The organism is Streptomyces sp. NRRL F-5123 (genome assembly GCF_000721495.1).
GTDB lineage: Bacteria > Actinomycetota > Actinomycetes > Streptomycetales > Streptomycetaceae > Actinacidiphila.
This window is the reverse complement of the sequence record NZ_JOHY01000049.1, coordinates 23,154-39,658: the sequence shown is the minus strand read 5'-3', so window position 1 is coordinate 39,658 and position 16,505 is coordinate 23,154. Positions and strand designations below refer to the sequence as shown.

General features: G+C 73.1%; 13 protein-coding genes. 10 read left to right on the top strand and 3 right to left on the bottom strand.

The genetic code is table 11. The features are described from left to right. Nucleotides 1-101: 101 nt before the first annotated feature. A complete protein-coding gene (locus IH54_RS0129775) occupies nt 102-698 on the bottom strand; it encodes a TetR/AcrR family transcriptional regulator (protein WP_031522761.1) in 597 nt (198 codons plus the stop codon). Nucleotides 699-762: 64 nt separating this feature from the next. Here IH54_RS0129775 and IH54_RS0129770 point away from each other — a divergent pair, with 64 nt between their 5' ends. Next, complete coding sequence (locus IH54_RS0129770; RefSeq protein WP_031522760.1) at nt 763-1,788, top strand: daunorubicin resistance protein DrrA family ABC transporter ATP-binding protein; 1,026 nt, start codon at nt 763-765, stop codon at nt 1,786-1,788. Next, nucleotides 1,785-2,633 carry an ABC transporter permease gene (locus IH54_RS0129765; RefSeq protein WP_031522759.1) on the top strand — a complete coding sequence of 283 codons (849 nt, stop codon included), beginning with the start codon at nt 1,785-1,787 and terminating at the stop codon, nt 2,631-2,633. The genes IH54_RS0129770 and IH54_RS0129765 overlap by 4 nt, the downstream gene beginning before the upstream one ends. Before the next feature lie 60 nt (nt 2,634-2,693). Here the strand turns inward: IH54_RS0129765 and IH54_RS0129760 are convergent, their stop codons facing one another. Together IH54_RS0129760 and IH54_RS0129755 are read right to left on the bottom strand one after the other, a co-directional pair. Then, entirely contained in the window at nt 2,694-6,080 is a 3,387-nt protein-coding gene (locus tag IH54_RS0129760; RefSeq protein WP_031522758.1) for a non-ribosomal peptide synthetase, read from the bottom strand. A gap of 21 nt (nt 6,081-6,101) precedes the next feature. Beyond that, nucleotides 6,102-10,382 (bottom strand): type I polyketide synthase, encoded by a 4,281-nt coding sequence (locus tag IH54_RS0129755; RefSeq protein ID WP_052398022.1) that lies wholly within the window; start codon nt 10,380-10,382, stop codon nt 6,102-6,104. A 360-nt stretch (nt 10,383-10,742) separates the two neighbouring features. Here IH54_RS0129755 and IH54_RS0129750 point away from each other — a divergent pair, with 360 nt between their 5' ends. From IH54_RS0129750 to IH54_RS0129715, 8 genes are read left to right on the top strand one after another with little or no spacing between them, the layout of a single operon-like run. Continuing rightward, nucleotides 10,743-11,693 carry a hypothetical protein gene (locus IH54_RS0129750; protein ID WP_031522756.1) on the top strand — a complete coding sequence of 317 codons (951 nt, stop codon included), beginning with the start codon at nt 10,743-10,745 and terminating at the stop codon, nt 11,691-11,693. A 16-nt stretch (nt 11,694-11,709) separates the two neighbouring features. Further along, on the top strand, nt 11,710-12,594 hold the full coding sequence (locus tag IH54_RS0129745; RefSeq protein ID WP_031522755.1) for a diiron oxygenase: 885 nt from the start codon (nt 11,710-11,712) through the stop codon (nt 12,592-12,594). After that, nucleotides 12,591-12,833, top strand: a complete 243-nt coding sequence (locus IH54_RS0129740; RefSeq protein ID WP_031522753.1) for a hypothetical protein — start codon at nt 12,591-12,593, stop codon at nt 12,831-12,833. The genes IH54_RS0129745 and IH54_RS0129740 overlap by 4 nt, the downstream gene beginning before the upstream one ends. Next, nucleotides 12,833-13,660: a hypothetical protein gene (locus tag IH54_RS0129735; RefSeq protein ID WP_031522751.1), complete on the top strand. Its 828-nt coding sequence runs from the start codon at nt 12,833-12,835 to the stop codon at nt 13,658-13,660. Before IH54_RS0129740 ends, IH54_RS0129735 begins: the two co-directional genes overlap by 1 nt. Beyond that, complete coding sequence (locus tag IH54_RS0129730) at nt 13,660-14,664, top strand: NAD(P)H-dependent flavin oxidoreductase (RefSeq protein WP_052398021.1); 1,005 nt, start codon at nt 13,660-13,662, stop codon at nt 14,662-14,664. The genes IH54_RS0129735 and IH54_RS0129730 overlap by 1 nt, the downstream gene beginning before the upstream one ends. Beyond that, a complete protein-coding gene (locus IH54_RS0129725; protein ID WP_031522746.1) occupies nt 14,651-15,514 on the top strand; it encodes an alpha/beta fold hydrolase in 864 nt (287 codons plus the stop codon). Before IH54_RS0129730 ends, IH54_RS0129725 begins: the two co-directional genes overlap by 14 nt. After that, entirely contained in the window at nt 15,507-15,761 is a 255-nt protein-coding gene (locus IH54_RS0129720) for a phosphopantetheine-binding protein (RefSeq protein ID WP_031522745.1), read from the top strand. Before IH54_RS0129725 ends, IH54_RS0129720 begins: the two co-directional genes overlap by 8 nt. A 9-nt stretch (nt 15,762-15,770) precedes the next feature. Then, a complete protein-coding gene (locus tag IH54_RS0129715) occupies nt 15,771-16,340 on the top strand; it encodes a 4'-phosphopantetheinyl transferase family protein (protein ID WP_052398019.1) in 570 nt (189 codons plus the stop codon). Nucleotides 16,341-16,505: the final 165 nt, after the last annotated feature.

Below are 16,505 nucleotides of genomic sequence, written 5' to 3'. Positions count from 1 at the left end.
CGGGCCGCCCGGCGGAGGAGTCCCTCCGCCGGGCGGTGCCCGACACATGGCGTCGTCCGCCCGCCGGGCGGACGGGATGTGCCGTACACGGCCCGGGCGGTCTACCTGCTCCCGCACAACCGCAGTGCGCTCCGCAGGCACAGCGCCTCCGCGTCGTCCGCGAGCAGGCGGCCGGCGGCGACCTCCGCGGCGGCGGCGTGCTGGAGGCCGATGATCGCGGCGGCGAGCCAGGCCGCGGGCAGCGACACGTCGAAGTCGCCGCCCTCCATGCCGCGGGTGACGAGCCGTTCGAGCCGCGGCGGCACCACGTCGGACAGCGCGTTGTGGTTGGGCTCCGGCGTGCGCGGCGCGGTCGGGTTGAGCAGCATCGGGTGGCGGCGCAGGAAGCGCCAGCCCGCGTCCAGGAACTGCGCGAGCGCCTGCGGGGGCGGGGTGCTGTCGAGCCCGGCGGCGTCGAGCGCGCCGAGGTACTCGGCGGCGGCCGCCTCGATGAGGGCGGCGACCAGCGCGTCCCGCGAGGGGAAATGCGCGTAGACCGTCTGCCGTGTGACGCCCGCCGCGGAGGCGACGTCGTCCATGCTCGCGTCCGGGCGCTCGCCGAGCACGACCCGGCTCGCGTTGAGGATGGCGTCGATGCTGCGCTGCGCGTCGGCGCGGCGTCGGCGCGGCGGCGGGGCGGTTTCCTGCGAGTCGACCATTCCCCGACGGTATGCGTTCCGCCATAACCTTGACAAGCTGTGAGAGATAGTCAACTCTTACGGCATGTCAAAGAATCGCGTGGACGAGGATCAACCGGCGGTCGAGGCACGCGGCATGGCCAAGGCCTACGGGGAGAAGCGGGCGCTGGACGGGATCGACCTGACGATCCCGCGCGGCCAGGTGTTCGGGTTCCTGGGCCCGAACGGTGCGGGCAAGACCACCACCATCCGGATCCTTGCCACGCTGATCAAACCGACCGGCGGCACCGCCAAGGTGCTCGGCCACGACGTGCTGACCGAGGCCGACGCGATCCGCGCCCGGGTGTCGCTCACCGGCCAGTACGCCTCGCTCGACGAGGATTTGACGGGATACGAGAACCTGATCTTCCTCGGCCGCCTCCAGGGCCTGCCCCGCCCCGCCTGCCGGGACCGGGCCGACGCGCTGCTGGCCGCCTTCGACCTGACCGACGCGGCGGGCCGCCCGGTGAGCGGCTACTCCGGCGGTATGCGCCGCCGGCTGGACATCGCGGCCAGCCTCGTCGTCACGCCCGACCTGCTGTTCCTGGACGAGCCGACGACCGGGCTCGACCCGCGCAGCCGCAACCAGGTGTGGGAGCTGGTCCGCCGGGTCGCGGCGGCCGGCACCACCGTGCTGCTCACCACGCAGTACCTGGACGAGGCCGACCAGCTCGCCGAGCAGATCGCGGTCATCGACAACGGCCGGATCGTCGCCGAGGGCACCAGCTCCCAGCTCAAGTCCCGCGTCGGCTCCGGCACCCTGCACCTGCGGCTGCTCGACGAGGCCCAGCGCGACCGGGCCCGGCAGATCCTCGGCGAGTCCCTCGAAGGGACGGTGGAGCTGGACGCCGACCCCTTCGCGCTGTCCGTGATGCTCGCCACCGCGCAGGGCGGCAAGGGCGACAAGGACGTGAGCCGGCTCGTCGGCCGCACCATGACCCGGCTCGCCGACGCCGGCGTGGGCGTCGCCGACCTCTCGCTCGGCCAGCCCAGCCTCGACGAGGCCTTCCTCGCCCTCACCGGCCACCGGACGGCCCCGGCCACCCCCGACCACGAGGACCAGACCGCATGAGCAGCCCCACCGCCCCCGCGCGCCCCGCCGCAGCGGCGGCCGACCCCGTCGACGCCCTGCTCGCCGCCGGCCGCACCCGCCACCGGGCCGGCCCCGTCGCGGCCTCCGCCGCCTTCGGCAGCCGCGCCATGCTCAAGCTCAAGCACGACCCCAAGCAGCTCGTGGACTCCACCGCCATCCCGATCCTGTTCACGGTGCTCTTCACCTACCTCTTCGGCGGCGCGATCAGCGGCTCCACGTCCGAATACCTCAAGGTCCTGCTGCCCGGCGTGCTCAGCATGAGCATCGCCATCGTCACGATGTACGGCGGCGGCCGGCTCGCCCAGGACGTCCGCAGCGGCGCGTTCGACCGCTTCCGCGGGCTGCCCATCTGGCGCGGCGCGTTCGTGCTCGGCGGCCTGCTCAGCGACGGGGCGCGGTACGTCTTCGCGTCCGTCATCGTCATCGTGCTGGGCGTCGCCATGGGCTACCGCCCCGACAACGGCTTCCTCGGCGTCCTCGGCGCCGTCGCCCTGGTCATCGTCTTCGGCCTCGCGCTGTCCCTGGTGTGGGCAGCGCTCGCCCTCGCGCTGCGCGACCCGGCCGTCGTCATCAGCATCGCCAACGCCGTGCTGATGCCGCTGTCCTTCGCCAGCAACGTCTTCGTCAAGCCCAGCACCATGCCCGGCTGGCTCCAGGCCTTCGTCAAGGTCAACCCGCTCAGCCATGTCGCCACCGCCGCCCGCGACCTGATGAACGGCGGCTCGGGCACCGGCGGCGCGGTCGCCTGGACGCTCGTCGCGAGCGCCGTCATCACCGCCGTCTGCGCACCGATCTGCCTGCACCTGTACGGCAAGGAGAGCTGACGCGACGCACGACGGAGCCGGGCCGCCCATGGGGGGTGGCCCGGCTCCGTCGTGCGGGGCTCAGCCGGCGGCGGGCCGCAGCACCGTTGCGAGCCGGGCGACCGTCGGGTTGTCGAAGAGGGTGCGCAGCCCCTCGTCCTGGCTCACCGTGGTGCCGAACTCCCGCGCGACCCGCTCCAGGATGCCGATCGCGTGCAGCGAGTCGCCGCCGAGCTCGAAGAAGTTCTCGTCCGTCCCGAAGTCGTCGCGCTCCAGGACCTCCTGCCAGAAACCGAGCAGCGTACGCTCCACGTCGTCCTGCGGCGCCGAGTGCGTGCCCGCTGGCTGCTGCTCGCGCGGGGCGGGCAGCGCGGACGCGTCCACCTTGCCGTTCGCGCTCAGCGGCACCCGCGGGATGACGAGGTAGTGCCGCGGCACCATGTACTCGGGCAGCAGCTCCTCCAGCTGGGCCCGCAGCAGCGCCGCGTCCGGGTGCGTACGCCCCGGCACCGCCTCGCCCCCGTCCGGCACCAGGTACGCGACCAGCTGCCGGCTGCCGGTGCGCGGGTTGGTGTCCACCGCGACCAGCGCGTCCCGCACCCCGGGGTGGCGGCGCAGCGGCGCGGCTATCTCGCCCAGCTCGATGCGGTAGCCGTTGAGCTTGATCTGCGAGTCCTCGCGGCCCAGGAAGTCGATGTCCCCGCCGGGCAGGAAGCGGCCGAGGTCACCGGTGCGGTAGAGCCGCTCCCCGGTGCGCGGGTGCGTGAAGAAGCGCTCCGCCGTCCGCTCCGGATCGGCCCAGTAGCCGCGGGCCACCCCGCTGCCGCCGATGTAGATCTCGCCGGTCGCCCACACCGGGCTCGGCTCCAGCCACTCGTCGTAGACGTGCATCGTCTGGTTGCCGAGCGCCTTGCCGTACGGGATCCGCGACCAGTCCGCGGGCACCTCGCCGATCGGGTGGTGGATCGACCAGATCGACGCCTCCGTGGCGCCGCCCTGGCTCATCAGCACCGCGTCGGGGTAGCAGGCGCGGATGCGGTCCGGGAGCGCGACCGGGATCCAGTCGCCGCTCATCATGACCAGCCGCAGGGCGTGACCGGGCGGGGGAGCGGCGGTGTCGTGCGCGTCGATCCACACCTGCATCAGGGCCGGGACGCTGTTCCAGACCGTCACCCCGTGCCGTTCCACCAGCTCCGACCAGTGCTGCGGCTCCTGCGCCCGGCCCGGCTCCGGCATCACCACCGCGCCGCCCGCCGCGAGCATGCCGAAGATGTCGTAGACGGACAGGTCGAAGCTCAGCGCGGACAGCGCCAGCGCGCGGTCGGCGGCCGTGACCGAGTAGCGCTCGGCCAGGTCCTGGATGGTGTTGGCGGCCGCCCGGTGGTCGATCATGACGCCCTTGGGGGTGCCGGTCGAGCCGGAGGTGAAGATGACGTACGCCAGGTCCGCCGGGTCGGGACCGGCCGCCGGCGGCGTCGCGGGCGCGGACCGCACCTCGTCGTCGGCGAGCGTCACCAGCCGGACGCCCGCGGGCCACTCCAGCTCCTCGCGCAGCCGCGGGGTCGTCACCACGACCCGCACCCCGCCCTGTTCGAGCAGCTTCGCCCGGCGGGCCGCCGGCCAGCGCGGCTCGACCGGCAGGTACGCCGCCCCCGACCGGGTGACGCCGAGGGCCGCCGCCACCTGCTCGTAGCCCTTCTCGGCGATGACGCCGACCAGGGTGTCCCGCGCGGCGCCCGCCGCCTGCAGCACGTGCGCCAGCCGGTGGGAGTCCGCGACGAGTTCGGCGTAGCCGTGCGCTCCGTCCGGGGCGATCACCGCGACCGCGTCCGGGGTCCGCGCGGCCTGCTCCTCGACCAGCGCGCACAGCGTCCGCTCCGGGATGTCGACGTACGTGTCGTTGGCCCGGCGGCGCTCCTCGGCCTGCTCCTGCGGCAGGACGACGATCTCCCGCTCGTCCCACGCCGCCTCGCCGCCGGCCAGCCGCTCCAGGCCCGCCCGGTGCGCCTCGAACATCTCCTCCAGCATGCCGTCGGGGAAGAGGCCCTCGACGTAGTCCCAGTTGACCAGCAGCTCCCCGCGGTCCTCCAGCACCTGGTAGTCCAGCCACACCTGCGGCGTCTGGCTCACGCCGTACACGACGTCGCCGAAGACCTGGGCGGTCTCGGTCGGGCCGGACCCGGAGTCGAAGCCGACCATGCTGGTGAAGACCACCGGCATGGCCGCGCCCGGCCGCCCGCCCAGCCTCCGGGCCCGCTCGCGCAGCACCCGCACGCCGGAGAAGGTCGAATGCCCCAGGTCCTCCATGAGCTGCAGGTGCAGCTGCTTGGCCCGCCCGGCGAAGGAGTCCCCGGCCTCGGGCCGGGTCTCCAGCAGCACCAGCGAGGTGAAGTCGCCGATCACCTCGCCGACCTGCGGGTGCAGCGGCGGGCGGTTGAACAGCGTGAGGTTCATGGTCAGTTCGGGCCGCTTCGACCAGCGGCGCAGCACGTCGGCGTACGCGGTCATGAGCACCGCGGAAGGGGTGAGGCCGCGGCTGCGGGCCGTCTCCTTCACCGCCGTCCACCTCTCGCGCGGCAGCCGGGCGTGCTGCCGGGCGAAGCGCGGGCGGCTGAGCTGCCCGGGCTGCACGGCCAGCGGCAGTTCCGGCGCGGGCGCCAGGGTGTCGAGCCGGTCCAGCCAGTACTTCCGGTCGTCCTCGAAGCGCTGCTCGCCCTGCGCCCGCTGCTCGGCGAGGACGCAGTCGCGGAAGGTCACACCGAGCGGCGCGGGCGGCTCGTCCGGACAGCTGTAGAAGCGGAACCAGTCGCGCTGGAAGATCCCGAAGCTGAAGCCGTCCATGATCAGCATGTCCAGACTCAGGTGCAGCCGCCAGCGCCGCTCGTCCAGCTTCGTGGCCCGCACCTCGAACAGCGGCCACCGGTCGGCGGGCAGCACCTGGTGCGCCAGCTCCTGGCGGATCTCCTCGATCCCCGCCTCCTGCGCGGCCTCGTCCAGCCCGGACAGGTCCAGGGCCCGCACCTCGTACGCCGGCACCTCCGGCAGCACGCGCTGCCGGCCGTCCGGCTGGATGACCGCCCGGAGCATGTCGTGCCGCCGTACGAGCTCGTCCAGGCTCCGCCCGAGGCGCGGGACGTCGAGATCGGCGGCGTCGAACTCCAGGTAGCAGTGCGTCGAGTTGCCGCCCAGCTCCACCGCGGGTGTCCGGCCCACCCAGTAGGCCTGCTGGATGTCGGTCAGCGGGAAGGGCTCGTGCCGCTCCTCGGGCCGGGGCACGAGCGCCTCCGCCCCGTCCGACGCGGCGGCGGAGCGGGAGACGATCTCGACGAGCTCGTCCCGCCGCAGCTTCATCTCGTCGCGCAGCTCGGGAGTCAGCGCACCGGGCGGGGCCGTCACATGCAGCCGGCCGTCGGCCAGCCGCAGTCTGACCCCGCGGCGGTACAGCTCGGCGAAGAGGTCGGTGGTCATGGTGGCTGCCCTTCTGGCGGGTTAGAGGATGAGTTCTTCGAGTGGCTCGCCCGCCGCCGGCTCCTCGTCGCCGGTCACGACGAGGCTGCGCGCCGCGAGGGAGCGGCAGACCAGGTCCACGACGTCCGCCACGGTGCTCTCGCCGAGCAGCTTCTGCGGCGGTACGTCCACCTGCAGCCCGGTGCGGAACTGCTCCCGCAGCCGCATCGCGCGCAGCGAGTCGAGGCCGAGGTCGCCCAGCCGGGAGACGGGGAAGCGGGTGCGCACGGTCGCCGGGTCGTCGGCGAAGGCGCCGACCATCGAGCTCACCCGGGCGAACAGGGTGTCGGTGAGCGCCTGCCTGGCGCCGTCGGGGTTCTCGATCGCGAGCCGCGCCAGCGCCTCGGAATTCCACGGCTCGCCGCCGTCCGCGGTGTCCTGCGGGTCCCCTACGTCCTGCGCGGGCAGCTCGGCGGGGGCGAACACCAGCCCGGCGACGCTGACCAGGGGCTCGCCCGCGTCGTCGTACAGCTCGACGCCGACCGTGCCGTCCGCCGCGCGCCGCGCATGGCACCACACCCGTCCGGGAAGCTCGCGGTGGCAGGTCAGCCGGGCCAGCCCGGCCGGCAGCCACAGCTCGCCGCCGGCGTCCGTGACGAGGGGCGCGGCGGCCAGCAGGCAGACCTCGAGGACGACGGGATGCAGGAGGTACCCCTCCCCGCCCGCCGCCCCGCTGTCCAGCAGCGCCAGCGCCTCGTCCTCCGCCTGCCACCAGCCCCGCACGACGTCCCGGTACGCCGACCCGCACGCGACCCCGCTCGCGTCGAGCCGGGCGAACAGCCCCTCCGGGTCCCGCCCCGCCATCCGCCCCCGCAGCCCGTCGAGCTCGACCCGGGAGGGCGCGGGCGGATTCTTCTCCGCGGCGCAGGCGGTGAACCGGTGCGTCCAGCGCGGGCGCCGGGGGGAGGCGCCGGGGACCGCGACGCCGTTCGGGGCGCCGGGGACCGCTGCGAGGGGGGAAGAGGCACCGGAGCCGCCGTGGTCCGCGGCAGCGGGGCGCGCCGCGTGGTCCGCGTGGGAGGTGCCGCCACCGGCGTAGTCCGCGACGGCGGCGTGCTCCGCGTGGTCCGCGTGGGAGGTGCCGCCACCGGCGGGGTCCGCCGCGGCCGCGGTCTCCGCGGTGAAGCCGCGTACCCGGCGGGTGGCGCCGTGGGTCTCCGCCGCTGTCTGCAGGGGGAGCGGGCGGGTGCCCGTGAGCAGGGCCGGGGGGCCGAAGACGAGGTCCTCGATGGTGCGGACGTCCGCGGGGTCGATGCCCTCCCCGGCGCCGTGGCGGGCGGCGGCGAGGGCCCATTCGGCGACGGCGGCGGGCGGCAGGACGGCGGCGCCGCGCAGCCGGTACTGCCCGGCGTACCAGGGCTCACGGCCCGTCAGGGTACGGGCGAAGCGCCGCTCGGCGGGGTCGGCGAGGTCGATCTCGCTGCCGAGCAGCGGATGCACGGGCTCGCGGGCGGGCTCGCTCGGGCCGTGGCCGCCGAGGGCGGGCGAGGCCAGCCAGTAGCGGCTGCGCCGGAAGGGGTAGCCGGGCAGGCGGACCTGCTCGCCGGACTCGGCGACGCCGTCGAAGGCCGCCTCCCAGCGCACCGCCGCCCCGGCGGTGTACGCCGCCGCGAGGCGGGCCAGCAGCTCGCCCGCGGTGGTGACGGCGCCGGGGTCCAGCTCCAGGCAGACCGCCGCGCCCTGCTCCCGCACGCGCGCCAGGACGTCGCCGCCCGCGCCCAGGAAGCCGCCGGTGGCCCAGCGTTCGGGCTCGCCCGCCGCGCCGCCTGCCGCGAGGACGAGCGTGCGGTCGGGCGTACCGTACGCGACGCCCTCCGCTGCGGCCCGCAGCGCGCCCGCGTCCTCGTCGGCACGTGCCGCGGCGGCGGCGAGCGCGGCCGCGTCGGCCGGCGACAGGTCGCCGTCCCCGCGCAGCGCGCCCGCGTCGGCGTCCGCGTCGGCGTCGGCACGTGCCGCGGCGGCGGCGAGGACCGCCGCGTCGGCGGGCGACAGGACCCCGGCGGCGCGGGCCGCCGCGATCTCGCCGATGCCCGCGCCCGCGACGACTTCCGGCTCCACCCCGAAGGAGCGGACCAGTGCGAGGAGTGCCGTCTGGAGGGCGAACACCGCCGCCTGCCGGTAGGCGGCGGGCGGCGCGCCGAGCGCCTCCTCCAGCCGCGCGAGGGTTTCGGCGTGGGCGGCGGCGAAGACGGGGAAGCGCGCGGCGAGTTCGCGGGCCGCGTCGGCGGCCCCCGGCGCGTCGCCGGTGAAGACGAGCGCGGTCGGCGCACCGCCCGCACCCGTGGCCGTACCGGTGACGAGCCCGGGCGCCTCCTGCCCGCGGGCCAGCGCCGCGAGCGCGTCCAGGCGGTCGGCGGCGGAGCCGACGACGACGGCCCGGTGCGCGAACCCCGCCCGCGACCTGGCGAGCACCCGCCCCACCCCGGCCACTTCGTCCGCGGGCCGCCCAGCGAGAAAGCCTGCCAACTCCCCGGCCATGTCGCGCAACGCGCCCGCATCCTTCGCCGACAGCACCCAGGGCCCGCAGCCGTCCCCGACCCCCCCGCCCGCGGCACCGACGCCTGCCACGCCCGGCACCATGCCTCCGGCCGTACCGCCGACGGCAGCCGCGCTGTTCGCGGCACCTGCGGCCGTGCGGCCTGCGGTACCCGTGCCGGCGGCGGCAGCCGTACCGTTCGCGCTGCCCGCGCTGCCCGCGCTGCCCGCGCTGCCCGCGCTGCCCGCGCTGCCCGCGCTGCCCGCGCTGCCCGCGCTGCCCGCGGCGCCCAGCGGCGTACCGTTCACCCCGCCCGCGGCGCTTCGCGCCGCACTGTCCCCGGCGTCCGCTGCGCCCGGCAGCGTGACTCCCGCGGCACCCGCCGCGCTCAGCTCCTCCACGATCACGTGCGCGTTCGTGCCGCTGATGCCGAAGGACGACACGCCCGCGCGGCGCGGGCGGCCGGTGGCCGGCCACGGGCACGCCTCGGTCGTGAGGGCGACGGAGCCGGCGGACCAGTCGACGTAGGTCGAGGGCGAGTCGATGTTCAGGGTGCGGGCGTGGACGCCCGCGCGCATGGACATGACGATCTTGATGACGCTCGCCACGCCGGAGGCGGTCTGCGTGTGGCCGATGTTGGATTTCACCGAGCCCAGCCGCAGCGGCCGCCCCTGCGGGCGGTTCTCGCCGTACGTCGCGATGACGGCCTCCGCCTCGATCGCGTCGCCCAGCGCCGTCCCCGTACCGTGGCCCTCCACCGCGTCGATCTGGTCGGGGGCGAGTCCGGCGCTGTCGAGGGCCTGCCGGATGACCGCCTCCTGGGCGGAACGGCTGGGCGAGGTCAGGCCGTTGGTGGCGCCGTCCTGGTTGACGGCGGAGCCGCGGATCACCGCGAGGACGCTGTGGCCCGCGGCCCGCGCCGCCGACAGCCGCTCCAGGACGAGCAGCCCGGCGCCCTCGCCGAAGCCCATGCCGTCGGCGCCCGCGGCGAAGGGCTTGCAGCGGCCGTCCGCGGCGAGGGCGCCGCGGCGGCCGAATTCCAGGATGACGTTCGGCGTCGCCATGACGGTGACGCCGCCGGCCAGCGCGAGTTCGCAGTCGCCGCGGCGCAGCGCCTGGCAGGCCAGGTGGATCGCGACGAGCGAGGACGAGCAGGCCGTGTCGATGCTGAGGGCCGGTCCGTGCAGCCCGAGGGCGTAGGCGACGCGGCCGGAGGTGGTGCTCGGGGCGCCGCCGATGATCTGCTGGTCCGCGGCGCCCTCGGGGAGCGCCGACTGCGGGCCGGCGCCGTAGTGGCAGTAGGACACCCCGGCGTAGACGCCGGTGCGCGTCCCGCGCAGGCCCGCGGGGTCCATCCCGGCGTGGTCGACGGCGTCCCACGCGGTCTCCAGCAGCAGGCGCTGCTGGGGGTCCGTCACCAGCGCCTCGTGCGGGGTGATCCCGAAGAAGCCCGCGTCGAAGCGGTCGGCCCCGGCCGGGCCGCCGAGGAAGCCGCCCCGGCGGCCCGGCCCGGCGTCGTCCGAGCCTCCGCCCTGACCTCCGTCCAAGCCTCCGTCCGCGCCCCAGCCGCGGTCGCCGGGGAAGGGCGAGATGCCGTCGCCCTCGCCCGCGACGAATTCCCACAGCCCTTCCGGCGACCGCAGGCCCGGCGGGAAACGGCAGCCCATGCCGACGATCGCGATCGGCTCCGAGTCCTTGAGCTCGGCCTCCTGCAGCTTGCGGGCCGTCAGCCGCAGGTCGCCGGTTGCCTTCTTGAGGTACTGACGCAGCTTTTCTTCATCAGCCATTGGCCCGCCGGCTCCCGATTCTCAAGAAATTCGCTGCTGTCGAAAGCAAATGATTTAGGATTCACTGGATCCCGGCCGACCCTACTGCGCCGGGGTCTCTCCTCATACCCCACCCCTACCCCTACGCATAAGTCTTACAGGGTTGGCCAGGGGTGCGATAGGGGTTGATGGGGCTTCCGGAATGGGCTAGTGCAGGCCGGTGGCCTGCTGAGTCTCTTGCCGGCGTGCCGGATGCACCTTCGATAGTGAGTTTCTCATATACCGCCACGCTTTTATTACGGTTAATCTGGGCCGCAAGGTCACAACCGTGCCGCGCCGATTCTGCGGGGGAGAGGTACCGTGTCGGGCCAGTCAGTAGCAGTGGATACGCCCTGGGAAAGGGTCGCGGACTCGATCGAGTTCATTCCCGCCGAATACTCGGTGCGGGACCAGCCGGAATCGGTGGCGCAGGAGATGCTGCGCTGCGGGCCGGCGGAGATCGACCGGCTCGTCGCCGCCGGCCTGCCGTGCGAGGAGCGCGACGGCGTCCGGCACTTCGACACGAACGACCTCTACAACCTCGGCATGTACTCGAACACCTCGAAGACCCAGCCGGAGCTGGCCTTCCGGATGCTCTTCCGGTTCGCCGGCCGCCCGGTCGACGACCTGCTGCGGGCGAAGACCTGGGACTTCCAGGTCACCCTGGAGTGCCCGGACTGCGCGGGCGAGGCGCCGTGGCGCCTGGAGGCCCCGGACATCGACCGGTTCGGCGGCCGGCTCGCCGAGGTGTCGGAGCCGGACCCGGGTGCGGGCTCGGCGGCGTACACCGCGACCGTCACCACGACGGGCGCGCGTACCCCGGTGATCTCCCCGGTGCTGCGCGAGCTGACGCAGGAGTACCTCGCGGCCGGCTACCGCTGGCAGATGATCCCGGTGCCGATGCAGGCCGACTACGGGCTGGTGCACGAGCTGGGCGCGACCAGCTGCATCGCCGCGAGCCTGCTGCTCACCGAGCGCTTCCGGGACGCCGGCTACCGCGCCGAGGCCAAGCGCGGCTGGTTCTGCGGGGTGCTCGGAGGCGCCCTCGACCTGCCGCACGCCTGCGTCGAGGTCGAGGACGACGACGGGACGCTCAAGACCATCGACATCGCCAAGTCGCAGCTGGCCGCGCGGCTCTCCGCGAGCACCGGCGACTTCCAGGAGCTGTGCCTGGGCTCGATCTACAACAAAGTCATTCCGTCCACAGCGTCCGGCAACGCCGCCCTGGGCTACCACGAGTGCGGCTCGAAGACGCCGGTCCACGTGCGCGCGGATATCCGATCGGTGCGTTGAGGAGACGACTGAACCCATGGCTGTACGCGACATCGAGCCGGTCGAACTGGACCTGGACCGCCTGGAGCAACTGGCCTCGTCCGGCTACTACAACCCGTACACGTACTTCGACTGGCCGGAGACCATCGAGCCGGACAAACCGTGGATGAGCGAGAGCCTGACCACGCTGGCCGGCACCGAGATGTGGGACGAGCTGACCCGCGAGCAGCAGGTGGCGCTGACCCGCTACGAGACGATCAACTTCTTCAGCCTCAACATCCACGGCATCCGTGAGCTGATGAGCGAAGTCGTCATGCGCATCCACGAGCGCACCTACGCGGGCGTCTCGGAGTTCATGCACCACTTCATCGGCGAAGAGAACGAGCACATGTGGTTCTTCGCCCAGTTCTGCCTGCGCTACGGCGGCAAGCTCTACCCCGCGCAGCCGAACCTGCAGGCCGACTCGGTCGAGCACCTCTCGCCGCTGGCCCGCGAACTCATCGTCTTCGCGCGGGTGCTGATCTTCGAGGAGATCGTCGACTACTACAACGCGCACATGGCGACCGACGAGTCGCTGCCGTTCATCGCCCGCGAGATCAACCGGGTGCACCACCAGGACGAGAGCCGGCATGTCGCGTTCGGCCGGATGATCTTCGTCAACCTGCTGGAGCAGGTCAGGAAGCGCGACCCCGAAGAGGTCCCGGTGATCGCGGAGTACCTGGAGAGCTACCTCCAGTACAGCATCGCCACCCTCTACAACCCCGCCGCCTACCGCGACGCGGGCATCCCGGACGCGCTGAAGCTGCGCCGGCGGGCGCTGGAGCACCCGGCCCGCAAGGAGGCGCACGAGCAGATCCTCAAGCGCACCCGGCGCTTCCTGGTGAAGGCCGGCGCGATCGTCGGGGAGCCTGCCGAGTCATGAGCGAACCCATGGCGGCCGTCCAGGAGTTCATCCTGGGGCGCAATCCCAAGCTCGACCAGCTGTCCGGCGACTTCGACCTGATCGACAGCCGGGCCATCAACTCGCTCGCCTTCGTCGAGTTCATCTTCCTGCTGGAGGAGCTGACCGGCGACGCGATCGACCCCGAGGACATCGACCTCGACGACTTCCGGACCCTCGACGCGATAGAAGCGCGATTCTTCAAGCAGAAGGCGGCGTGATGACCACAGCAACCGACAACGGCCTGGGCGTTCTCGACGGCGGCCAGCTGCGTCTGCTGCGCGCGATCGACGGGGTCTTCCAGCGCTTCGCCGCGGGCTGGCAGGCGCCGGAGTTCCGCTTCCCGTTCCTGATCGGGACCGAGCACCTGGACCGGTTCGACTACTTCGACAACTTCCCGCACCTGGGCCTCGCCGCCACCCGGCTGGACCCGCAGCGGCTGGCGAAGCTGCTCACCGACGCCGAGCGCCCGGTCGACCGCGTCCCGCCCGAGGTCATGGAGCCCACGGCCTTCGCGCTGCCGTCCGCGGCCTGCTACGCGATCTACGTCGACCTGGCCGGCCGGACGCTGCCCGCCGACGGGCTCATGCGCACCACGGTCGCCACCTGCTTCCGCAACGAGGACCACTACGCGGGCCTGCAGCGGCTGCTGGGCTTCTCCATGCGCGAGATCGTCTTCATCGGCCCCGAGGAGGGCGCCAAGCAGCACCTGGTGCGCGCCAAGGAGACCGTGCTGGCGCTGTGCTCCGCGCTCGGCCTGGAGGTCGGCGTCGAGGTCGCGACCGACCCGTTCTTCGACAAGAACAGCAGCAAGGCCAAGATGCAGCGGCTCTTCCCCGTCAAGGAGGAGTTCATCGTCGACGGCCTGTCGATCGGCTCGGTCAACTACCACCGGAACTTCTTCGGCGAGCGCTGCACCATCTCGGCCGGCGACGACACGGCGCACACCAGCTGCCTGGCCTTCGGTCTGGAGCGCTGGGTGCACACCCTCACCCGGCGCTTCGGCGACACCGCCGCCGCGCTGTCCGCGGTGGAGGCGCTGGACTGATGCGCGCCACGTTGGCAGAGGCGCTCGGGATCCGGGTGGGCCTGCTCCAGTCGGGGATGGGCGGCGTCGCGGGCCCCGACCTGGCCTGCGCGGTGTCGGAGGCGGGCGGGGCGGGTTGCCTGGGCGGCTACAAGCTGGCCGGCGAGGCGCTGTCGGCTGCGCTCAAGCGGCTGGTCGCGGGCACCGACCGCCCTGTCGGCGTCAACCTCATCCCGGAGGTCGTCGGGCCCGAGGACCTCGACCTGCAGCTCGGCCAGGTGCTCGACGAGACCCCGCAGCACGTCTACGTGTCGCTGTTCGGGATGCCCGACGACGCCGTGTTCGAGCGCGTCACCGCTGCCGGGCGCAAGCTGGTCGTCCAGGTCGGCACCGTCGCCGACGGCGTGCGCGCGGCCGGGCACGGCGCGATCGTCGTCGTCCAGGGCACCGAGGCGGGCGGCCACCTGCTCGGCACGGCGCTGCGCGACGACCTGGTCGGCGAGCTGCGCGCGCTGCTGCCCGACGCCTGCCTGGTGTCGGCCGGCGGTATCGGCTCGGCCGCCGAGGCGGCCCGCGCGACGGCCGCGGGCGCCGACGGCGTGCTGCTCGGCACCGCCTTCGTGGTGGCGCGCGAGTCGATGGCCCACCCGGTCTTCAAGAGCGCCGTCGTCGCCGCCGCCGAGGCCGACACGGTCATCTCCGACGTGTACGAGATCGGCTGGCCGGGTCGCCGCCACCGGGTCCTGGCGACCGACGTCACACGCGATCCCGACCAGCCGAAGAAATTCATCGGCCGCACCGTGGTCGAGGGAAAGCCCTATGTCGTGCCGCGGTTCAGTGCCGCGGTGCCCACGACCGCCACGAGCGGCCGTATCGAGGAGATGGCGATGTACTGCGGCCTGTCCTGCGGTGCCATTTCCGGCGAACTCCCGGCGGCCGAGATCGTCGCCGGATTCGCCGGCGTTCTGCCGGGTGCCGGCGCTGTTGGAACCGAATCTGTGGAGGAATCGCATGGCAGGCTATGAAGAGCTTTCCCGGCTGGATATGACCTACAACGACACCCCCCGCATACGTACGAGGGAGGGCGTCGAGATCTATTACGAGTCGCGTGGCGAGGGACCGGACATCACGCTGCTCAACACTTTCTTCCTGCCCGTTCCCGCGTGGCGGGTCTACACCGGCGAACTCGAGAAGAACTACCGTCTGCTGAGTTTCGACCTGTGCAACCACGGCGCGTCCTCGAAGGTTCCCGAGGAGCCGACGTGGGAGGAGCACGTGCAGGACCTGATGGGCCTGCTCGACGCGATGGAGATCGAGTCGACGTACCTGGTCGCCCTGTCGACCTCCACCGTCTTCGCCCGGGAGGCCGCGCTGCGGCACCCCGACCGGATCAAGGGCATGGTGCTGACCGGCCCGGCCTTCGGCCCGCGCGGCATGCGGCGGCAGCGGCAGATCCAGCGCGCGTGGCTGCGCACGCTGGAGAGCCACGGCCTGGAGGGGCTGTACGAGCACCTCTACCCCGAGGTCTTCAGCGCGGAGATGAACGAGGCGCTCGGCGCGCCCGGCTTCCTGGGCTTCCGCGAGAGCTTCAGCGCGCTCGCCACCGTCGAGGAGATGACCAACGGTCTCAAGCGCGCCATGCAGGACAAGAGCAGCCCCGAGATGATCGCCAAGGTCACGGTCCCGACGCTGGTCCTCACCGGTGACGACGACTTCCTGCTCGGCCCGACCGGCGCCAAGGAACTGGCCGACCTCTTCCCGGACGGCCGCTGCGAGATCATCCCGCGGGCCGGCCACATCGCCTTCATCGACGACCCGGAGGGCTACCAGTCGATCGTCCACAAGTTCGTCGAAGAAGTGGAATCCCGTGCCTGAGGACGTGTCCGCGGTGCGGCAGAGCATCCGCGCACTGCTGCGCGACCAGCACGGCGGCGACCGGTTCGTGGACTCGGTGTCGGACAGCGAGTCGCTGCGGCAGGCGGGGATGTCCTCCAACGCGCTGGTCGCGCTGCTGGTGGCCATGGAGGACGAGTTCGACTTCGAGTGGGACGACGACGTCCACCCCGAGGTGCTGCGCTCGATCGGGTCGCTGGCCGACCACGTCGTGGCGCTCCGCGCCTGACGGCCCGCAGTGGCTGCCCTGCCGGCGGTCCCGGCCGGCGCCGCCGCGGGGCTGCACGTCGCCTGGCGCCCGGTGCGCCGGCCGTACGGACCGCAGGAGCAGTCCGCGGCCGGCCGCCGGGCGGCCGCAGCCGCGCTCGCCGCGGCCGGCTCCGCGGAGCGCACCGTGCCGCGCGGCCCCGGCGGCGGCCGGCCCGGCTTCCCGCCGGGGTTCGCCGGGTCGATCTCCCATTGCGACCGGCTGGCCGTCGCGGCGGTGGTGCCGGGTGCGGCGGCGGTCGGCGTCGACATCGAGAGCGCGGAGATCGGTCCCCGGATGGCGCGGTTCGTTCTGCGGACACGCGAGCGGAACATGCTGCTGGCGCCCGCCGGAGAATATGCCGCGCGTGAACTCTTCTCGGCGAAGGAAGCGGCTTTCAAGGCGCTGTCGGGTATTGCGGGGCTGGGCGATTTCCTCTTCTGGAGGATCGAACTCGCCCGCTCCGGCGATGCCTTGACGGCGTCCTACCGCGATGCGGCGGTACCGGTGTGGATACGCTCCACGGAAGAACTCTCGTTTGCCGTCGCCGTCCTGCGGTGATTTATTGCACTGCCGTACGTGAAATTCTCACCTGTTCGCGGCAGTTGACCGCCTGGTAGCCTTCGATTATGTGGCTGCCGCGGTTCCGGCGGAGGTGCCCGATTTTTTCTGTCTGCTTGACGACGAATTTTCCAATCACGGTGCGGTGAGAAATGAAAACGTACG